We start from the raw sequence: 17,364 nt of genomic DNA, 5'->3' as shown, positions 1-17,364 counted from the left end.
GCCAAGCTGTATTCAAAAGGTATACCACAGGCAAACATTGCAGGAAGGCTAAAATCGAAGGATACTGAGTATAAATTCGTGCGCGATTTCTACAGGGGTGTATAGACGAGTATTTTTTTCCACAACGAGATCAACTTCGATCGGTCTATAAAACGGATTGCTCACTTTCCCGCCGTATACGCCATCTTCATGAACTTCTTTACTTCGGCGTTGATATCTTCCTTACTGGAGAGGCGCAAATGGTGGTTGTACTGTGAGGTGCCCGGAACCTGGGCTATTTTCTGAAAACACAAATTCTCTTCGTAAGGCTTGTCGAACGGAAACACAACATCCACAAAATCGCGCCCCAGGCGGATGACGTAGGCGATCCGGGTTTTTGCGGCCAGGCCGATCATGGATTTGGTTGGATGCAGCGTGACGGGACCGATTTTTTGATATTGCTCCATGAAATGACGGAACAACGCCAGCGTGTGCTCGGACTTGTTGTGCAGGAAATCGGCCAGCACCTTGTCGCCGCAAGAATGGGTTTGGTTGGTGTTAACAAAAGTTTGCTGGCACAGGGGACACGTCCACATATGATCTTTCGTGTTTGTTTAGCCCTTGAATGCGGTGATGATCAGAAACAGACCGGCGGCGATGCCCACCAGAATTTCCAATCGGCCCAGGAGATATAAAAAGCTATAGTGCGATTTTTTTCCCGTGCGGATAAGTAGCAGGGTAAACGAGCAGAAAAAAATGATCCCGAAAATCAGCTTGTAGTAAATCATAGGAGAGGGGCTTGATTTGATGAAAGGTAGGAAATTTCACCAGCTTCTCCCAGCCAAAAAAGAACAATCCCACGGAATGGGTGGCCGCGAAGGCGCCCCCTTTCGTGGGATTGTTTTGCGAGCGTTTACGCCGCCTTTTGAACGGGAAAGATCCCAAAGTTGAGCAACTCCGTGTGGCGGACCACAGAGATATCGACCATGTTCAAAATATCCTTTTTTGTAAGCTCCTTGAAAAGCTCTTGCAGCGAATTCATGGGCTTGCCGTTGAACGAGGTGATGATGTCGCCTTCTCTTACCTGCGATAACGCCGCGGGAGAGTTGGGTTCGATGCTCACCACGAACAATCCCTTTTGATTGGGCAAATGAAAATGACGCAGCACTTTCGGTGTGATGTTGACTTCTTGCAACATAAAACCGAGATACGCCTTAAAGACCTTACCGTTCTTGATGATCTGGCTGGCTACTTCTTTCGCTGTGTTAATGTCCACAGAGAAACTCAATCCTTGAGCACCCGTGATGATGGCCGTGTTCACACCCACCACTTCGCCGTCGGTATTGATGAGCGGTCCGCCGGAGTTACCCGGATTGAGCGCGGCATCGGATTGGATCACGTTATCGACCAGCATACCCGATTGAGAACGCAACGTTCGCCCCAACGCGCCAACCACGCCCGTGGTGACGGTGTGTTGATAGCCATAGGGATTGCCGATCGCGATGACCAGTTGTCCAATTTGCAGTTGCTGGGCATCGCCAAGGGCAGCCACCGAATAGCCGTCGCTGTAAATTTTTAGTATGGCCAGGTCCGTATCAGGGTCTTGCCCGATGACCGTGGCCTCGATCTCATTTTCATTGAGGAGCGATACCATGATCTTCTCTGCTCCCTGTACGACATGGTGGTTTGTAAAGACAAAACCATCCGACGAAAAGATGAATCCGGAGCCGGAGCCTGCGGGTCGAAGCTTGCCTTGAACGGTTTTGAAGACATCGATCTTGACCACGGCATTCTTGGCGATGTTCACCGCCGAGATGATCGTTTGTGAAAAAGCATCCATAGGAAGAATTTTCTTCTCTTCCCTCAAAAAAAAGTCCAGTACATGCCAGAGGTAGATTTGGCTGCTTATTGAATCCGGGAAAAGTCAAAATGACAGAAGTACGGGGCATCCCGACTCGCGCCTGACAAATTTCTGGACCTCAGAACAAAATGCCCCGACAAGCTATCGTCCCACAAGCTTTCGTGCTTCCAATAGGATTTGGACTTCGGCAAACATGCCGGAAAGCTCGTCCAATTCCGCATCGCTGTACACCAGGAAAAGATTGCTGTGGGGGCTCGAATAAATGTGATGCCGGCCATGCGGAAAGACATGGAAATTTTCGAGCGAATGGCGATAGGAGAGCACCCACTCGAAGAAGCGCAACATGGCCTCTTCATCGAATACCAGCAACACGGTTTTGTAAGCCACATTGTATTCAAGGCAACACGGGCAACGGCTCACAAAACCATTGACGGATTCGGCAAGGATCTCGCGGTCTGATTCACTATGCATGGGAAAGAGGTTTAAAAAATGGGAGAGGATCTTTTATGCTCAATAACTATTCGTTCGTCATTTCAAAATTGCGCGTGCCGTCCGGTTGATAAATAAAACGGAACGTGAAGTAGCGGGCCAACGGACGCGTGGCCAGGTCTGCAAATTCCGCAGTGGTAGTAGAAGGGTTGCCTTTGTAGTAACTGATGATCTCCAGCTTGGCATATTTGCCATCGGCCGTCTTCACCACGATGATCTTGCCGGCGATGGGAAGAATGGCGTGGTTGGGTACACTGGTGGTGCCTGTGTAGGTATACCAACCGTTGCTGCCGGTGATGGCTTTTCCGGCCGTGGCATCGGAGACAAAACCGGTCTCGGGTGCTTCAGTGAGTTCGTCGAAGATGCCACTCACAATTTGTCCTTGTGCCTGACCCGGGCCACTGGTGCCCCCGTTGAGAATGAGCGTGGTGCCGCGGAAGCCGATGTCCCATTGGGTGGAAATACTATCGGTGTTGGCTACCACAGCGTTGCTCTTAAAACTGAAGAGCGTGAATTTTGTGGTGCTCTCCGAGTTGAGATCGGTCACTTCGGTGGCAGTGAGTTTTACGGGTTCTTTGTCATCGTCGTCGTTGCACGCGGTGATGGAAAGGGAAGCAAGAAAAAGGAGTGCGACATTTAGTTTTGTTTTGTAGTTCATTTTTGTGGAGGTTATTAAAGGTTAAAAATTTTAATGCGTTGTTGATTTGTCTTTTGCTGAGAATGTATAGGCGACACTGGCCCACAAAAGTCTCCCGGGCACGGAAGGAATGTATTGCGGGTCGGTGTAGTTGAACAGGTTATCACATCCCGCCTGCAAGCGCAGCGATTTGCGAAAGGTCTTTGCTACGGAAACATTTACGGTGACGTAGCCCTTCACATATTCGCTGTCGTCGTCGAGGATGGTGTTGTTGTTCATGTCGGCAAACCCATAGCGGCCGCGGTAGATGGCCCGGAGCGTGGCGCTCCAGCCGGTGGCGCTGTGGTTGTAAAATGCCTTGGCGTTAACCATGTGACGCGAGCGATTGAAAAGACCGCCATACTCGCCCGGCTTCACCCGGCGCGTGATGTTGGTTTCAGGATCGCGTGCATACACATTGCCGGCCTTCAATTCATCGACCACCGATTTGTCTTTGGCCACCAGGTATTGATAGCCCAGCGACAACGTCATGGCCTCCGTCACGGTGTGGACGGCATCCAGCTCGAGCCCTTGCGTATACACTTTGGCCAGGTTGTAGTAGCTGTACACAAATTGGCCGTTGGTTTTGCGCGCCACGGGCTTGGTGTCGATGATGTCCTTGATGTCATTCCGGAAGGCATTGATCGATACCGAGGTCTTTTTGTAAGGCTGCAACTTGAACCCAAGATTGTAAGCACGCGACGATTCCGCTTTGATCTCGCCAAAGGAGGCGGGGTCGGCCAGCATCTGGTCGATCTGTCCCTGCGCCTGGAGTTGGGCGATGCCGGCCACGAGTTCCTGCGAGCCGAGCACCGTGTAGCCCACCGTGGAGTTGGTAAAGTTGAGGTAAAGCTGGCGGAAGTCCGGCGCCTTAAAGCCCATCCCAAACGATCCGCGCACGCCAAGCCAATGGTTCACTTCATATTGCGCCGAAAGCTTCGGACTAAACTGCGATCCATAGGCACTGTGATGATCAAATCGCCCGCCGATCAGCAGGTTCAGCTTTGTAAGGGGTTGCCATTCGTATTGCGCATAAGCATAATCGGTCTGATACTTCATCTTGGCATCATACCGCGTGGCCTCTACGCTTTCCCAAATGCGGCCGACGCCCAGGGTCATCACATTTTTTGGGTTGAAGAAATACTCGCCCTGCACTTCCGGGCGCGTGAACGTCTGATCAAAGAACGTGTCGTCATACATCACACCGTCGGATTGGTAGTTCAGTGTGGACGTGGTGCTGTACTTTGAATTGTAGAAACGAAGGGTGGTCTTGAATTTGTCGGATACGTTGACATACACCACAGGGTTGAGGTTCCAATCCTTGACGTTGCCCTTGCCATCCAGCAGCACGGGCGTTCCGGTGGCACCAATATCGGTGATGCTCGTCTGCGCTTCCGTAAAATACCGGCCCGAAAGCGACAGCCGCACCCGCTTCGAAAATTCATACCCGGCACGCAACTGATAGGTATAGTTGGTGAACGGACTGACCGTTTTGCCTTGCGTTTCCGGCGACAGATCATAACCGTCGGTGCTGTAGCGGTTGGCAAATCCATACAAGCCCAGTTTTTTGGTTTGATAATTCAGTGATCCCGAAAAGTCTGCCGTTTGGTTACTGCCGTAGCGTGCCGAGAAGGTTCCGTTGGTTCCGGATGGACGATCGGTGATGATGTTGATCACACCCGCCAGCGCTTCGGAGCCATACAGGCTTGAGCTGGGGCCTTTCATGATCTCCACCTGGCGGATGTTGCCCACAGCGATGCGATTCAACTCCAACGTTCCCGACGTGCGACCGATCAACGGTTCTCCATCGATGAGGATGAGCGTGTACTCCGGCGTAAAGCCTTGCATCTGTACGCCTGTGCCGTGATCGCTCACCAAGGTAAGCCCGGTTTGTTCGGCCAGCACGTCGTTGAGCCTGAGCGATCCCATGTTCTTGATCTGCTGCTGCGGGATCACCGTCACCGGCACAGGCAAGTCCGACAACGCGCGCTCGCTGCGGGTGGCGGTCACCACCACGGCGTCGAGTTGGCGTGAGGCGAGCGAGTCTTGTGCCCGGGCATCTGTTTTTCCCAACAAAGCCACGAGTGCCAGACCATAGACAGCCAGAACCCGTTTCTGAAAGACAGAGCGCAAAAATATCGGGGGCGTAGAAAAGATCGTCATGGCATTACAAGGCCGGGAGTTCGTTGACAAGCGCTCGCCACTCTGACTTTTCCGGAATGCCGGGTTTGCGCAAGCCAAAAAATTGAGCGATGAGATTCTTTTCTTTATCGAAAAGCTCCACCGAGGTCACGTCGCCTTCGGTGGTGGGTTTGCGAACTACCCAGGCGGTGTGGACCAGGTCCATGCGCATGTGCATGTTGAAATCAGGATCGAGCACGTTGAGCCATTGCTCCGCGCCGGTGTGTCCACGATCGAGCAGACGTATCGTTCTTACTTTACCCTGGTGGATTTGCAGGTTGCCGCGGTTGCCGGCGAAGATCATGATGGGAAGCTTGATGATGGAGGCGTTGTCCAGAATTTGCTTGGGACTCACCCGGGCATTCACCTGGAACGTGAACCGGCCACTGGCCAACTCCAGGGCGCGATAGCGACTCACCTGGTGGCGGCGCAGCAAACCGAAGAAGTCGTGGGTGTCTTTCAGCTCGCTCCACTCTTTCAAAAACGCTTCGGGATCGGCCGGCCCGTTGTGAACGTCAACAGCGTAGGGTTCCACATCGAGCTCGCGGCTTTGATCTTCCGCGCGGAATTCTTCCACTAGTTTTTCGTATGCTGCCTCGTCGCTTTTTTCCTGGAGATAGATCTTTGTAACAGCTTCGCCGGATTTGTCAAAGATCTGGATGCTTTTTAATACGCGATCCGATTTTTCTTCCGTCGCCGCAAAGGCAAAATGCCAGTTGGCAAAAAATACCCGTGTTTCGATGGGGCCGATCACGGTCGCCATCGCGCGGGTGTCGGCGCCCATAACGTTCACGGCCTGGAAGGGACCCTTGTGTTCCAGGATGCAGGCATTGTTGCGTGTGAGTGACATCACTTTGCCCAGGGTTTTAAAACGCGTCAACAACTCGGGCCAGGGGCCCTGCAGGCGTGTCACGCCCTCGTGTAGTTTGGTGGCCAGCAATTCGGCTTCGCTGACGCCGAGCTCTTTTGCTGCTTCGCGAATGCGAATGCCGGGTTTTGCACTTTGAACGCCTTTCCAGGCTTCGCTGAGGGTGAATGATCTGCTTTCAATGATGGTGCTCATGTGAGTATGGAGTTAAATAGAGTTTATTATAGACTTGATTTTATTTTTCGATAACCAGGGAATGTGACGGTACAAATACTTCGCGCTCGGGAATGATATAGGGACAGTTGTTGCACGGATCGCGATACACATTGACGCGACAGCAAAACGTTTCCTCGATAATGGGTTTTGTGAAAACTTCCTGCGCCGCACCCGAGGCAACGAGTTTACCTTCGCGGAGAAAGTAAAGATGATCGGCAAACAACACCGCCTGATTCAGGTCGTGCACAATGGCCATGACGCCGATGTTGCGTTCGCATACTTTTTTTGCGAGACTGAAAATGTGTTGCTGCTGGGCGATGTCGAGACTGCTGGTGGGCTCGTCCAACAATACATACCGCGGATATAACGTCTCCTCCCAAACCTGCACCAGCACCCGGGCCAATTGTACCCGCTGTTTTTCGCCGCCGGATAAGGTGAGATAACTCCGCTCGCGAAACACATCCGTTCCCGTGAGGGCCATCACTTCGTCCACGATCGTCTCGTTTTCTTTGCGCGACGCCCGGTGACCATGCCGCCCCAGTGAAACGATCTGTTCCACCGTGAAAGCAAACTGCACCGTCGTGTTTTGTGGCAACACCGCCCGGACGAAGGAAAGCTCGCGCGGCGAGTAAGCTTTGGCAGGCTTACCGTTGATTACGATGTCACCGTGGTAACCAGTGTGCTCCAGGGCCATCGTCTTCAACAACGTGCTCTTGCCCGCGCCGTTGGGACCCACCACGGCCGTGAACTGCCCGGGAGCAATCGCCAGGCTGACATCTTGCAGAAGAATTTTTTCGCGAACGCGATACGAAAGATGGGAGGCCTGGTACATTATAGTTCGTGTTTGCGTTTGGCATTCATCAACAATCCCATAAAAAACGGCGCGCCGATCAGCGCCGTCACCACGCCGATGGGCAATTCGGAAGGGCTCACTACCGTACGGGCGATCACGTCGGACAAAACCAGCAATAAAGCCCCGCCCAAAACTGAGCCGGGCAACACCAACCGGTTGTCGGAGTGAAAGGAGACGCGGATCACGTGCGGAACCACTAATCCCACAAATCCAATGATACCCGAAAGCGACACGCTGATGCCCACCGCGAGGGCTGCAAAAATGATGATGCGTCGTTTGGCGCTTTCAACATTCACGCCGGTGTGGTAGGCTTCGGCTTCTCCCAATGAAAAGAGGTTCAGTGAAGGCGCGAAGAATAATAAGCCTGCGCACGCGGTAACCAGGAGGGGAGCAGCAAAGCGCAATTTGTCCCAGGTGGCGCCGCCTAAATCGCCCAAAGTCCAGAAGGTGAATGTGCGCAGTTGATTCTCATCGGCATAAAAAATAGCAAGCCCGATCACAGCTCCGGCCAGCGCATTGAGCGCCACACCGGTGAGAATAAGGACAGCGATATTGGTTTTACCCAATTGAGTACTCAACTCCAACACAATGAAGGTGGCCAACATACCACCTCCAAACGCCACCAATTGCAAAAGCGAATGATACAGCCATCCATTCACCGGCAACGGCAATGCGCTGCCAAAAACGATCACCGTCACCACCGCCGAAGCCGAGCCACCAGAAACACCGATCAGGCTTGGCTCCACCAGAGGATTCCGGAACAACGCTTGCAACGCCGACCCGCTCACACCCAGCGACGCCCCGATCAGAATGGTCATGATGATCCGCGGAAGCCGGATAGACGACAACACAACTTCATGCATGCCCTCTACGGTTACATTTCGAAAGAGCCCCAGCTTCTGAAGTAGGATGACGGCGACATCCTTCACAGGAATAGACACCGCGCCAACCGACAAAGAGAAAAGCGTTGCCATGATCAGGCAGAGGCCTAGCCCTGCCAGGATGAGCGTGGTCCGATAGTCACGTGTAGCGAGTACAAGATTCATGACGCGCTTATTTTGAACGCAACTCAGGATGCAACAACACGACGATCTCCTTTATCGCCTCGCCTACACGCGGACCGAAGTTGGTGAGCTTCAGGCTTTCGATAGCCACGATCTGCCGTTTCATTCCGGCAGTGGTCTGCGCTATGCCAGGCACTTTCAACATGCCGTCAACGCCACCGATACTTTCCAATCCCGTCGACACCATAAGGAGATAGTCTGGGTTGGCCGCAATCAGGGACTCTGTATTCAAGGGTTTGTAGCCCTCGATGTCGGCCACGGCACTGGTGGCGCCCACATAAGAAAGAATGTTGCCGAATGTATTTTTGCCCGCCATGCTCACGGTGGCCGTGCCGCGGTTGTAGATGCAGATCACTTTCGGATGGGAAGTCGTTTTCTTCAACAAAGCATTGGCTTCGGCCAAATCGCTGTCGATCTTGGCAATGAGCTTTTTTCCTTCAGCCTCGCGTTTCAGCGCCGCGGCGATTTGCATGATGAATTTTTTAGTCTCTCCGATCTCCAGTTTACGATCGATGATCAGCAACTTGATACCACTCTGCCCTAACTGTTCGAGCACTGCGTCTTCCACATAATCCTTCTCCGCTATAATAAGTGTGGGCTTCAAACTAATGATCCCCTCCGCATTGATCCCCCCGCGGTAACCTATAGAGGGTAGCTGCTGGATGTGAGCAGGGTAGAGGCTGGTGCGGTCGGAAGCGATGATCTTGTCACAATCACCGAGGGCGCATACCGTTTCCGTGAGCGCACTGCCGGCGGTGATGATCCGTTCCTGCGCAATGGTAATGGTGGAAATGAGAAGTAGGAGTAGAGAGAGAATGTTATTTATAGCGTGACTGAAAAGCGTTTTCATGTTTTTGTTTAGATTGATTCTAAACAAATGTAGTGGCTCAGCTCACCCTGCGTCAATCGCTTGTGAGAGCCAATTTTTTGAAGCGAAAGCTGGGTAGGGAAGGATGGGATCTGTACTCAGAACCGGGTAGAGTCGTCGATCGAGGATACCCTGAACAAGCGATGTTATATTGCATGCATCGATGGAGATGAGTAGCGAAATTCGTAAAGGAAAGGGTTGGTTTTGAAGCTCATGCAGCTTGATCACCACGATGAAAATACGAAGCAGGCCGTGATTGTTGTAACAACGGTAGGCCTGATTGCTTCGGAGCGTTGAAAACAGTACACCAGAAGATGAGGTTTTAACGGATCAAGTGACCATTTTACGGAGTGATGTGCTTATATTGAATGGATATGTCCTATGGGCAACTGAATCGAACGATCATAAAACATGGAAAGGAAATTAAAACGGGTCAAAATCTATAGTATACTCCTCAGCCTGGCGCTTTACATACTTTCGTTGACACAGACCGCACTAACCTATGATGACTTCGATGGCCGGAAAACACATTCCTCGCTCTCGGTGCTTTTGATGGGCGCATTGGCCATTCTTGGTGGCGGGTTTTTGGAATGGATAGTTTGGCTTGCCAATCCCCTCTATCTTTTTGGGCTACTCGCTTTCGCGAGATCGGCCAAGGCAAGCAAGAAGGTTTCTATGGCCGCAACCCTTCTTGCATTTTCATTTGTGATGTGGCAACGAATTCTGGCAGCAGAAAGCGGAAGGACAGCGCCTATTAAAAGTTTGAATTTTGGCTATTGGCTGTGGTTAATGAGTTTAGCAACACTCACCTTTGGGATATATCGTTACTTCAAACAACTTGACAAACCCACCCTATCTTCGCCGGACAGTCTTCCTGTAAAATAACAAGGACATTTGGTGCTATCGTTGGCTACGCGCGGGCCTGGAAGCATGCTGAAACAAGTTTGGGTCAGACCACATCGAAATCTCCACCTACCAAATCCAGCTTTTAACATTGAAACCAAAAAAATCTAAGACATTCTTTTATTACAACGTTGCTGGTCATATTTTCAGGACAAATGAGATTATTAAAAATACTATCCATCGGGCTATTGGTGATTTCGTGCTCAGAAAAAAAATCTGAGACTGGAAGTTCAGCCCCTGATAAAACTTTGGGGAAACAGACAATGGAGACATTCATGGTGTTTCAGAGAGACACTGTGATTTATAGTAAACTCGGACAGGACCCGGAGAAGCAAATATTAGCTGGCTATGACCCTTGTATTTCTCCAGATGGGAAGAGATTAACCTTTCTTAAGTATGGTGGTAGTGCCAGAGAGATATTCCTGGTTGATTTGAAGACAATGAAAGAGGTCAGATTAAAAGTTGATAGTGATAATTTCTACGGCGCGGTTTGGTCGCCTGACGGAAAATACGTTGCTTTTAATGTCTGGGACGATGGCGACTGGGCGATCGGTGTCGTCAAAAGTGACAATACTGGATTTACAAAAATTAAGGGAACTCCGGGATATGGACTTTATCAACCTACCTGGTCGCCTGACAGTAAATCAATAATTGCCCACGATTTAATGGACATTTTTGAATTCGACCTTACCGGAGCTGAACTTCAAAAAATAAATATCAGCGAGACTTTAGGAGAAGATTTAGCGCTGGCAAGCGACAATCGATTTTGGATATCAAAAGATAAAAGCAGTTTCTTTTTGAATGCAGGTGTTGACGAGAGGATGGATGATGTAGAGGGCCCAGTCTATGCGATTCTGTACGTCAACATGCAGACTAAAGAATCCGTGAGAATCTCGCCAAAAAAAATGTATGCGAGTGACCTTTATATGATTGGCGAGAACAAGTTGGTGTTTAGCGCGAGCAAAGAAAACGAACGACAAAGTACCATTTACGCGTACGACTTTGAATTAAGGAAACTGACTCCAATTATTGAAAATGCGACTAAGCCATCGGGATCAATTTTGGACTAGAAAATACGCCAGACAACAAAGGCATATGCCATTGCGGGGTGTAGTGTAAATTTGTAGGGTTGGCTTTTAACACCTCGACTAAAAACACGAAAAAAGGGGAGCTGCTATTCGCAACTCCCCTTTAAATTTTTAGTGGGCCCTCCCGGGAACGATCCGGGGACCTATTGATTATGAGTCAATTGCTCTAACCAGCTGAGCTAAGGGCCCCTTTCCGCACCGGCCATCCTTTTGGCGGTTTGAAAAAGTGCTGCAATGTTACATATTTGAAGTTGAATACACAAAACTGAAAACCGTGCAGCGCGATCCTTCCATCAAAAATCTCATCTTCGACCTCGGCGGCGTCATCCTCGATCTCTCCATCGACCATACCCTGCAAGCCTTCACCAAACTCTCCGGCATGGATAAACAAAAGGTGACGGACCTGTTCCATTCTTCAAAAGGATTTGAGGTCTATGAAATGGGCCTGATGAACGACGAGGATTTTCGCTCGTTTGTAAGAACCGTATATGGCGTCACGTCCACCGACGAAGAGATCGACACCTGTTGGCTGGCCATGTTGCGGGGCATCCCCGTGCGCAAGCTGGAACTTTTGGAGCGCCTCAAAAATTCTTACCGCGTTTTCCTGTTGAGCAATACCAACAACATCCACCTGGTGCACATCAACAAGAATATGCTGACCAACAGCACGTCCCTCGACGAGTTCTTTCACCGCGCCTACTATTCGCACGTCATGAAAAAGCGCAAGCCCAACGCCGACATCTTCCAGCAAGTGCTGGACGAGAACGACCTGGCGGCTGAAGAGACCCTTTTCCTCGACGACAACCTGTCCAACCTCGAAGGCGCCCGCACCTTGGGCATCAAAACCTTGCACGTATCCCATCCCGATATTATCCTCGACTATTTCCATGAGCAATAGAAGACGAGGGATCATCCAGGCGGCATTATTTATTGCGACAGTCATCACCACCACCCTGGCCGGGGCGGAAAACTCATTTGGTAAATCGGTGTTCGCGGGCGACTTTTCCTGGGATGACTTTTTTTCAGGCTTTCAATTCTCCGTTCCCTTTTTACTGATCCTCACCGTGCACGAGTTCGGTCATTATTTCACGGCGATGTATCACCGGGTAAAAGTTACGCTGCCCTTTTATATCCCGCTGCCCTCGTTGCCGTTCATGCCGTTCACCATCGGCACGTTTGGCGCGGTGATCCGGATCCAGGAGCGGATCTCCTCCAAAAAACAAAACTTCGACATTGGTGTAGCCGGCCCGTTGGCGGGGTTTGTCATGGCGATGATCGTTTTGTTTTATGGATTCACCCACTTGCCCGAGCCGGAATATATTTTCCAGGTCCACCCCGAATACAAGGCCTATGGATTGAACTACGCCGAAAAGGTATATCAGCCCACCGACACGCCGGTCATTGATGTCGTGATCGGCAAAAACCTGATCTTCTGGTTCTTCGAGACCTACGTGGCCGATCCGGCGCGCGTGCCCAACCCCCACGAGCTGATGCACTACCCGCTGTTGTTTTCCGGGTTTCTGGCATTGATTTTCACTTTCGTGAACTTGCTTCCCATCGGCCAACTCGACGGCGGGCACGTAGTCTATGGGTTGTTTGGCTACCAACGGCACAAGATCATTGCCACCGTATTTTTTATTGCCTTTACTTTCTATTCGGGCCTGGGCGTGCTCAATCCCACCGACTATCCAAATGAAAAGCTGATTACGGCGGTGCCCATAGCGATCTTCATACTGTATTCCGCATTCCTGGGACTCCGGCTGTCAAAGCGCGATACGCTCATGTATGCTTTGCTGATGTTTGCTGTGTTGTTCACCCTCGCGCGGTTGATGCCCTCGCTGCAAGGATACTCAGGATTTTTACTGTTCGCGCTTTTGCTGGGCAGATTTGTAGGTATACAACATCCTCCATCCGAGATCGAAGAGCCGCTCGACGAGAAACGCGTGGTGTTGGGCTGGATCGCCCTGATCATCTTTGTGCTTTGTTTCAGCCCCGCACCGTTGGAACTCAACCTGCTCATGAAGAACCCATAGCGCAGGGTTGCTCTTTGCAGAATGGAATGACCGGCATCAGTTTGCCAGCCGGTTCTTTTTCCATTTGCTTTGCTGGCCGTCCGCTAAAACACCCCCGGGTGCGGCGACTTTTTCCTGTTGTTGTATCATCACCGCCAACGCGGCCGCTAGCTGCTCTTCCTCGGCGACGGCGCTTTGCTGCAGCACGGCCGGTTTGAAATAGTTCTCGACAAAGCGTGTATCGAAGTTTCCACTGCGAAAGGCTTCGTGTTGCATTACGAAGAGGCAAAAGCCCAGTGTTGTTTCCAGGCCGGTGATATCGTATTCACGGATGGCGCGGATCATTTTCTCGATCGCATTTTCGCGCGTGTCCGCATAACAGATCAGCTTGGCGATCATGGGGTCGTAGTAGAAGGGAATGTCCATGCCTTGTTCAAAACCATCGTCTACGCGGATGCCGATGCCCTGGGGACGATTATAGGTCTGCAGGCGGCCGATGTCGGGAAGGAAATTGTTGGCGGGGTCTTCGGCGTAGACGCGTATTTCTACGGCGTGGCCGTTCAGGGTCAGGTCTTCTTGCTTGAAGGGGAGGCTTTCGCCCTCGGCCACTTTGATCTGCAGCTTCACCAGGTCGAGACCCGTGACCATTTCGGTGACCGGGTGTTCCACTTGCAGGCGCGTATTCATCTCGAGGAAATAGAAATTGAGGTGATCGTCGAGAATGAACTCCACCGTGCCGGCGCCATAGTAGTTGGCGGCCTTCGCCACATTGATGGCAGCTTCCCCCATGAGCTTTCGCTTTTCGGGTGTGAGCACGGAGGACGGCGCTTCTTCCACCACTTTCTGGTGGCGGCGCTGGATGGAGCACTCGCGTTCGAAGAGGTGCACGACGTTTCCTTGCTGGTCGCCAAACACCTGGAATTCGATGTGACGGGGTTTGGTGATATATTTTTCGATAAACACCGAGCCGTCGCCAAAGGCGGATTTGGCTTCGCTGGTGGCGCGCTCCATTTGCTCATCGAACTCGCTTTCTTTTTCAACCACGCGCATGCCTTTGCCACCACCACCGGCGCTGGCCTTGATGAGAATGGGATAGCCTACTTCGGCGGCGATCTTTTTTGCTTTGTTGATATCGGAGATGGGCTCTGCGGTTCCGGGCACAAGCGGTACGTTGAATTTGGCGACGGCGGCCTTCGCGGCGAGTTTGCTGCCCATCAGTTCGATGGCTTTCGCCGAAGGGCCGATAAAGATGATGCCTGCGTCCTCGGCCAGTTGGGCAAAGTCTTCGTTCTCCGAAAGAAATCCGTAGCCGGGGTGGATGGCGTCGGCGCCGGTTTGTTTTGCGGCCGCGATGATCTTGTCCATGCGCAAATAGGATTCCGAAGAGGGGGGAGGCCCGATGAAAACCGATTCGTCGGCATAGCGCACGTGCAGCGCCGAGCGATCGGCTTCGCTGTAGACGGCGACGGTTTTAATACCCAGCTCACGGGCACTGCGCATCACGCGCAAAGCGATCTCGCCACGGTTGGCGATGAGGATCTTTTTAATTTTCGGCATGATCAAAAAAGCAAAATGAAGTCCATCCCAAATGTATTAAATACACGAAATCACACGGCACGAAGCTTGCTAAAATTCCGTGACTGTTTCCTTATTTCCACACTTAACCCGGGTTGATTTTTTTATTTCGATCGATGGGTCACTGTAAATGTAAGTTTAATGACGTTTTTTAGCCGTAGGACACTAAGTATAAGCCCGTTATTTGGGTTTTTTCCTTATTTTTGGCACAATTTTAATTCAATCAAGACGCAATGGTAGATTTATTTGAAAAGCTCAGAATGGAGGCCGGACCCCTGGCCAAGTATTCACACCTTCCGGACGACTATTTCTTCTTCCCCAAGTTGGAAGGCGAGATCGGTCCCCGCATGATGTTCAACGGCAGAGAAGTATTGAATTGGAGTTTGAATAACTACCTCGGGTTGGCCAACCACCCCGAAGTGAGAAAAGCCGACGCGGATTCGGCGGCGCAATACGGCATGGGTCTTCCCATGGGTGCGCGCATGATGTCGGGCAACTCGGTGCACCACCTGGAGCTCGAGCGCCAGCTGGCGGAGTTTGTGAAGAAGGAGGACGTGATGTTGCTCAACTTCGGCTATCAGGGCGTGGTGTCCATCATCGACGCGCTGGTTGACCGCAAAGACGTGATCGTATACGACGCAGAGTCACATGCCTGTATCATCGACGGTGTTCGCCTGCACATGGGCAAGCGCTTTGTCTATTCCCACAACGACATGGACAGCCTGGAGAAACAACTCCAGCGCGCCACCAAGCTGGCCGACGAAACCGGCGGCGGCATTCTGGTCATCACCGAAGGCGTTTTCGGTATGTCAGGTAAACAAGGCGACCTCAAGGGCGTAGTGGCCCTGAAGAAGAAATACAATTTTAGATTGTTCGTCGACGATGCACACGGCTTTGGCACGATGGGCAAGACAGGTGCCGGCACAGCCGAAGAGCAAGGCGTACAGGATGAAGTGGATCTGTACTTCTCCACCTTCGCAAAATCCATGGCCAGCATTGGCGCATTTGTGGCCGGCGACAAGAGGATCCTCAAGTATCTCCGCTATAGCGTACGTTCGCAGATCTATGCGAAGAGCCTTCCCATGCCACTGGTGATCGGTGCCATGAAGCGCCTGGAATTGTTGAAGAAGAACCCCGAATTGAAGGATAACCTCTGGAAGATCGTAAACGCCATGCAGGACGGTTTAAAGGCCCGTGGCTTCAATATCGGCACCACGACATCGCCCGTTACGCCCGTGCTTTTCAAAGGCGGTGTGGGCGAAGCTGCCAACATGTCGATGGACTTGCGCGAAAACTTCAATATTTTCTGTTCGGTGGTGATCTATCCTGTTGTTCCTAAGGATGTTATCATGTTCCGGATCATCCCGACCGCCGTCCACACCCTGGCCGACGTAGAGATGACCTTGAGCGCCTTCTCCAAGCTGAAAGAGAAGCTCGACAACGGGTTCTACAAGGAAGAAGTGTTGGTGTCGGTGACCAAGGGAATGTAAAAAAAACCGCTTTTTGAGTGGGTTTAAAAGGTTTTTTTCTAAATTGGCAGTAAGAAACTAATTTTTAATCCTAAAACTCTAATAAAATGCAAAAGTTTGAAGAGCTCAAGAATCTCATTGCTTCGCTTGAAGGAGATGCTGACAAATTCTATAATAAAGGCAACAGCGCCGCTGGCACCCGTGTAAGAAAGGGTATGCAAGATCTGAAAAACCTTGCTCAAGCTATTCGTTCTGAGGTTCAGGATATAAAGAATAAAGCCTAAGCCACCCCAGCTTATCCAGCTCGCCGGAAACAAAAATATAAAGGGATAACTTGAAGAAAGTTATCCCTTATTTTTTGGGCGTTTTTGAATAGATCTTATTTCTTGATGTCGGCCATCAACAGGTCGATCTTTGTTTTCAGCCCTTCGGAAGGACCCGCCAGCGGAAGGCGCACGTGGGGGGCGATGATGCCCATCTTCGACAATACATATTTGATGCCCACGGGATTGGCTTCCTCGTACATCGGGCCATTGATTTCCAGCAATTTTGCTTGCTCCAGGGCGCCTTTCGGGAAACTCCCGGCAAAGGCGTGCTCCTTGATCTTCTTGAAGATCTGTGGATAGGCGTTGGCCAAAACGGAGATGATGCCTTTTCCGCCCAGGGCATATACCGGGAGCGCCCACATATCATCACCCGAAATAAGCAGGAAATCCTTCGGCATTTCTTTCGCGATCTTCAGGAACTGTTCCATGCTGCCGCAGGCATCTTTTACGCCGATGACGTTCTTGTGCCCGGCCAGCCGCAAAGTGGTCTCTGCGGTCACATTAGAGCCCGTACGGCCCGGAACGTTGTAGAGCAGCACCGGAATGGGGCTGGCATCGGCCACGGCCTTATAATGCCTGTAAATGCCTTCCTGCGAGGGCTTGCTGTAATAGGGGCTCACCGACAGGATGGCCGTCACGCCCCGGAGGTCCGCGGCTTTGATCTCGTCGACGACGTGAGCCGTATTGTTGCCCCCGATGCCATAGACGATGGGAAGGCCTTTGGGATTGTTATCCTTTACGAACTGGAGCACCTTGGCCTTTTCTTCATCCGAACAGGTAACAGACTCGCCTGTGGTGCCCATCACCACATAGTAGTCGGCACCCTTGGCGGTGTGCTGAAGAAGTTTTTTTAAGGCCTTGTAGTCTACCGCTAAGGTCTCCGTAAACGGCGTGACCAGTGCCACGCCTGTTCCGTAAAGTTTTTTCATTTTTTCG

Annotated in this window: 18 protein-coding genes and 1 tRNA gene; 6 read left to right on the top strand and 13 right to left on the bottom strand. The window is 51.4% G+C overall.

What is annotated here, in order from left to right; all coding sequences use genetic code 11:
• Nucleotides 1–161: 161 nt before the first annotated feature.
• The 10 genes from D4L85_RS26695 to D4L85_RS26655 form a co-directional block, all read right to left on the bottom strand.
• A complete protein-coding gene (locus D4L85_RS26695; protein WP_228450643.1) occupies nucleotides 162–575 on the bottom strand; it encodes a DUF5655 domain-containing protein in 414 nt (137 codons plus the stop codon).
• A gap of 18 nt (nucleotides 576–593) precedes the next feature.
• Nucleotides 594–767: a hypothetical protein gene (locus D4L85_RS34525; RefSeq protein ID WP_160144018.1), complete on the bottom strand. Its 174-nt coding sequence runs from the start codon at nucleotides 765–767 to the stop codon at nucleotides 594–596.
• Between the two features lie 125 nt (nucleotides 768–892).
• Nucleotides 893–1,819, bottom strand: coding sequence for a S1C family serine protease (locus tag D4L85_RS26690; RefSeq protein ID WP_119757171.1), 927 nt, complete (start codon nucleotides 1,817–1,819; stop codon nucleotides 893–895).
• Nucleotides 1,820–1,981: 162 nt separating this feature from the next.
• Nucleotides 1,982–2,311 (bottom strand): DUF6686 family protein, encoded by a 330-nt coding sequence (locus tag D4L85_RS26685; RefSeq protein WP_119757170.1) that lies wholly within the window; start codon nucleotides 2,309–2,311, stop codon nucleotides 1,982–1,984.
• Nucleotides 2,312–2,357: 46 nt separating this feature from the next.
• The gene (locus D4L85_RS26680; RefSeq protein WP_119757169.1) at nucleotides 2,358–2,987 is read right to left on the bottom strand and encodes an HmuY family protein; all 630 of its coding nucleotides are present in this window, start codon (nucleotides 2,985–2,987) and stop codon (nucleotides 2,358–2,360) included.
• Between the two features lie 30 nt (nucleotides 2,988–3,017).
• Complete coding sequence (locus tag D4L85_RS26675; RefSeq protein WP_119757168.1) at nucleotides 3,018–5,168, bottom strand: TonB-dependent receptor plug domain-containing protein; 2,151 nt, start codon at nucleotides 5,166–5,168, stop codon at nucleotides 3,018–3,020.
• A gap of 4 nt (nucleotides 5,169–5,172) precedes the next feature.
• Entirely contained in the window at nucleotides 5,173–6,249 is a 1,077-nt protein-coding gene (locus tag D4L85_RS26670; RefSeq protein ID WP_119757167.1) for a hemin-degrading factor, read from the bottom strand.
• A 40-nt stretch (nucleotides 6,250–6,289) separates the two neighbouring features.
• On the bottom strand, nucleotides 6,290–7,102 hold the full coding sequence (locus tag D4L85_RS26665; protein WP_119757166.1) for a heme ABC transporter ATP-binding protein: 813 nt from the start codon (nucleotides 7,100–7,102) through the stop codon (nucleotides 6,290–6,292).
• A complete protein-coding gene (locus tag D4L85_RS26660) occupies nucleotides 7,102–8,169 on the bottom strand; it encodes a FecCD family ABC transporter permease (RefSeq protein ID WP_119757165.1) in 1,068 nt (355 codons plus the stop codon). Before D4L85_RS26660 ends, D4L85_RS26665 begins: the two co-directional genes overlap by 1 nt.
• 7 nt (nucleotides 8,170–8,176) lie before the next feature.
• The gene (locus D4L85_RS26655) at nucleotides 8,177–9,037 is read right to left on the bottom strand and encodes a heme/hemin ABC transporter substrate-binding protein (protein WP_119757164.1); all 861 of its coding nucleotides are present in this window, start codon (nucleotides 9,035–9,037) and stop codon (nucleotides 8,177–8,179) included.
• A 429-nt stretch (nucleotides 9,038–9,466) separates the two neighbouring features.
• Between D4L85_RS26655 and D4L85_RS26650 the strand changes: the two genes are divergently transcribed.
• Together D4L85_RS26650 and D4L85_RS26645 are read left to right on the top strand one after the other, a co-directional pair.
• Complete coding sequence (locus D4L85_RS26650; RefSeq protein ID WP_119757163.1) at nucleotides 9,467–9,940, top strand: hypothetical protein; 474 nt, start codon at nucleotides 9,467–9,469, stop codon at nucleotides 9,938–9,940.
• A 173-nt stretch (nucleotides 9,941–10,113) separates the two neighbouring features.
• Complete coding sequence (locus D4L85_RS26645; protein ID WP_119757162.1) at nucleotides 10,114–11,028, top strand: PD40 domain-containing protein; 915 nt, start codon at nucleotides 10,114–10,116, stop codon at nucleotides 11,026–11,028.
• Between the two features lie 133 nt (nucleotides 11,029–11,161).
• Here the strand turns inward: D4L85_RS26645 and D4L85_RS26640 are convergent.
• Nucleotides 11,162–11,235 (bottom strand) — tRNA-Ile (locus D4L85_RS26640).
• A 37-nt stretch (nucleotides 11,236–11,272) separates the two neighbouring features.
• On the opposite strand from D4L85_RS26640, the gene D4L85_RS26635 reads away from it, so the two are divergent.
• Nucleotides 11,273–11,944, top strand: coding sequence for an HAD family hydrolase (locus D4L85_RS26635; RefSeq protein ID WP_119757161.1), 672 nt, complete (start codon nucleotides 11,273–11,275; stop codon nucleotides 11,942–11,944).
• Nucleotides 11,934–13,079, top strand: a complete 1,146-nt coding sequence (locus tag D4L85_RS26630; protein WP_119757160.1) for a site-2 protease family protein — start codon at nucleotides 11,934–11,936, stop codon at nucleotides 13,077–13,079. Before D4L85_RS26635 ends, D4L85_RS26630 begins: the two co-directional genes overlap by 11 nt.
• 36 nt (nucleotides 13,080–13,115) lie before the next feature.
• Here the strand turns inward: D4L85_RS26630 and accC are convergent, their stop codons facing one another.
• Nucleotides 13,116–14,615, bottom strand: a complete 1,500-nt coding sequence (gene accC, locus D4L85_RS26625; protein WP_119757159.1) for an acetyl-CoA carboxylase biotin carboxylase subunit — start codon at nucleotides 14,613–14,615, stop codon at nucleotides 13,116–13,118.
• Between the two features lie 251 nt (nucleotides 14,616–14,866).
• Here accC and D4L85_RS26620 point away from each other — a divergent pair, with 251 nt between their 5' ends.
• Nucleotides 14,867–16,123 carry an aminotransferase class I/II-fold pyridoxal phosphate-dependent enzyme gene (locus tag D4L85_RS26620; RefSeq protein ID WP_119757158.1) on the top strand — a complete coding sequence of 419 codons (1,257 nt, stop codon included), beginning with the start codon at nucleotides 14,867–14,869 and terminating at the stop codon, nucleotides 16,121–16,123.
• Nucleotides 16,124–16,209: 86 nt separating this feature from the next.
• Complete coding sequence (locus D4L85_RS26615) at nucleotides 16,210–16,386, top strand: histone H1 (protein WP_073131007.1); 177 nt, start codon at nucleotides 16,210–16,212, stop codon at nucleotides 16,384–16,386.
• A gap of 95 nt (nucleotides 16,387–16,481) precedes the next feature.
• Here the strand turns inward: D4L85_RS26615 and dapA are convergent, their stop codons facing one another.
• A complete protein-coding gene (gene dapA, locus D4L85_RS26610) occupies nucleotides 16,482–17,357 on the bottom strand; it encodes a 4-hydroxy-tetrahydrodipicolinate synthase (RefSeq protein WP_119757157.1) in 876 nt (291 codons plus the stop codon).
• Between the last annotated feature and the right edge of the window lie 7 nt (nucleotides 17,358–17,364).

Origin of the sequence: Chryseolinea soli (assembly GCF_003589925.1) — a bacterium.
In the GTDB taxonomy this organism is placed as follows: Bacteria; Bacteroidota; Bacteroidia; order Cytophagales; family Cyclobacteriaceae; genus Chryseolinea; species Chryseolinea soli.
This window is presented reverse-complemented; position numbering and strand designations above follow the sequence as displayed.

Excerpts from the sequence above, each read along its gene's own strand:
- D4L85_RS26685 (WP_119757170.1), bottom strand. The coding sequence starts at position 2,311 with ATGCATAGTGAATCAGACCGCGAGATCCTTGCCGAATCCGTCAATGGT.
- D4L85_RS26670 (WP_119757167.1), bottom strand. The coding sequence starts at position 6,249 with ATGAGCACCATCATTGAAAGCAGATCATTCACCCTCAGCGAAGCCTGG.
- D4L85_RS26620 (WP_119757158.1), top strand. The coding sequence starts at position 14,867 with ATGGTAGATTTATTTGAAAAGCTCAGAATGGAGGCCGGACCCCTGGCC.
- D4L85_RS26650 (WP_119757163.1), top strand. The coding sequence starts at position 9,467 with ATGGAAAGGAAATTAAAACGGGTCAAAATCTATAGTATACTCCTCAGC.
- D4L85_RS26645 (WP_119757162.1), top strand. The coding sequence starts at position 10,114 with ATGAGATTATTAAAAATACTATCCATCGGGCTATTGGTGATTTCGTGC.
- D4L85_RS26630 (WP_119757160.1), top strand. The coding sequence starts at position 11,934 with ATGAGCAATAGAAGACGAGGGATCATCCAGGCGGCATTATTTATTGCG.
- D4L85_RS26695 (WP_228450643.1), bottom strand. The coding sequence starts at position 575 with ATGTGGACGTGTCCCCTGTGCCAGCAAACTTTTGTTAACACCAACCAA.
- accC (WP_119757159.1), bottom strand. The coding sequence starts at position 14,615 with ATGCCGAAAATTAAAAAGATCCTCATCGCCAACCGTGGCGAGATCGCT.
- D4L85_RS26660 (WP_119757165.1), bottom strand. The coding sequence starts at position 8,169 with ATGAATCTTGTACTCGCTACACGTGACTATCGGACCACGCTCATCCTG.
- D4L85_RS26690 (WP_119757171.1), bottom strand. The coding sequence starts at position 1,819 with ATGGATGCTTTTTCACAAACGATCATCTCGGCGGTGAACATCGCCAAG.
- D4L85_RS26665 (WP_119757166.1), bottom strand. The coding sequence starts at position 7,102 with ATGTACCAGGCCTCCCATCTTTCGTATCGCGTTCGCGAAAAAATTCTT.
- D4L85_RS34525 (WP_160144018.1), bottom strand. The coding sequence starts at position 767 with ATGATTTACTACAAGCTGATTTTCGGGATCATTTTTTTCTGCTCGTTT.
- D4L85_RS26655 (WP_119757164.1), bottom strand. The coding sequence starts at position 9,037 with ATGAAAACGCTTTTCAGTCACGCTATAAATAACATTCTCTCTCTACTC.
- D4L85_RS26680 (WP_119757169.1), bottom strand. The coding sequence starts at position 2,987 with ATGAACTACAAAACAAAACTAAATGTCGCACTCCTTTTTCTTGCTTCC.
- dapA (WP_119757157.1), bottom strand. The coding sequence starts at position 17,357 with ATGAAAAAACTTTACGGAACAGGCGTGGCACTGGTCACGCCGTTTACG.
- D4L85_RS26615 (WP_073131007.1), top strand. The coding sequence starts at position 16,210 with ATGCAAAAGTTTGAAGAGCTCAAGAATCTCATTGCTTCGCTTGAAGGA.
- D4L85_RS26675 (WP_119757168.1), bottom strand. The coding sequence starts at position 5,168 with ATGACGATCTTTTCTACGCCCCCGATATTTTTGCGCTCTGTCTTTCAG.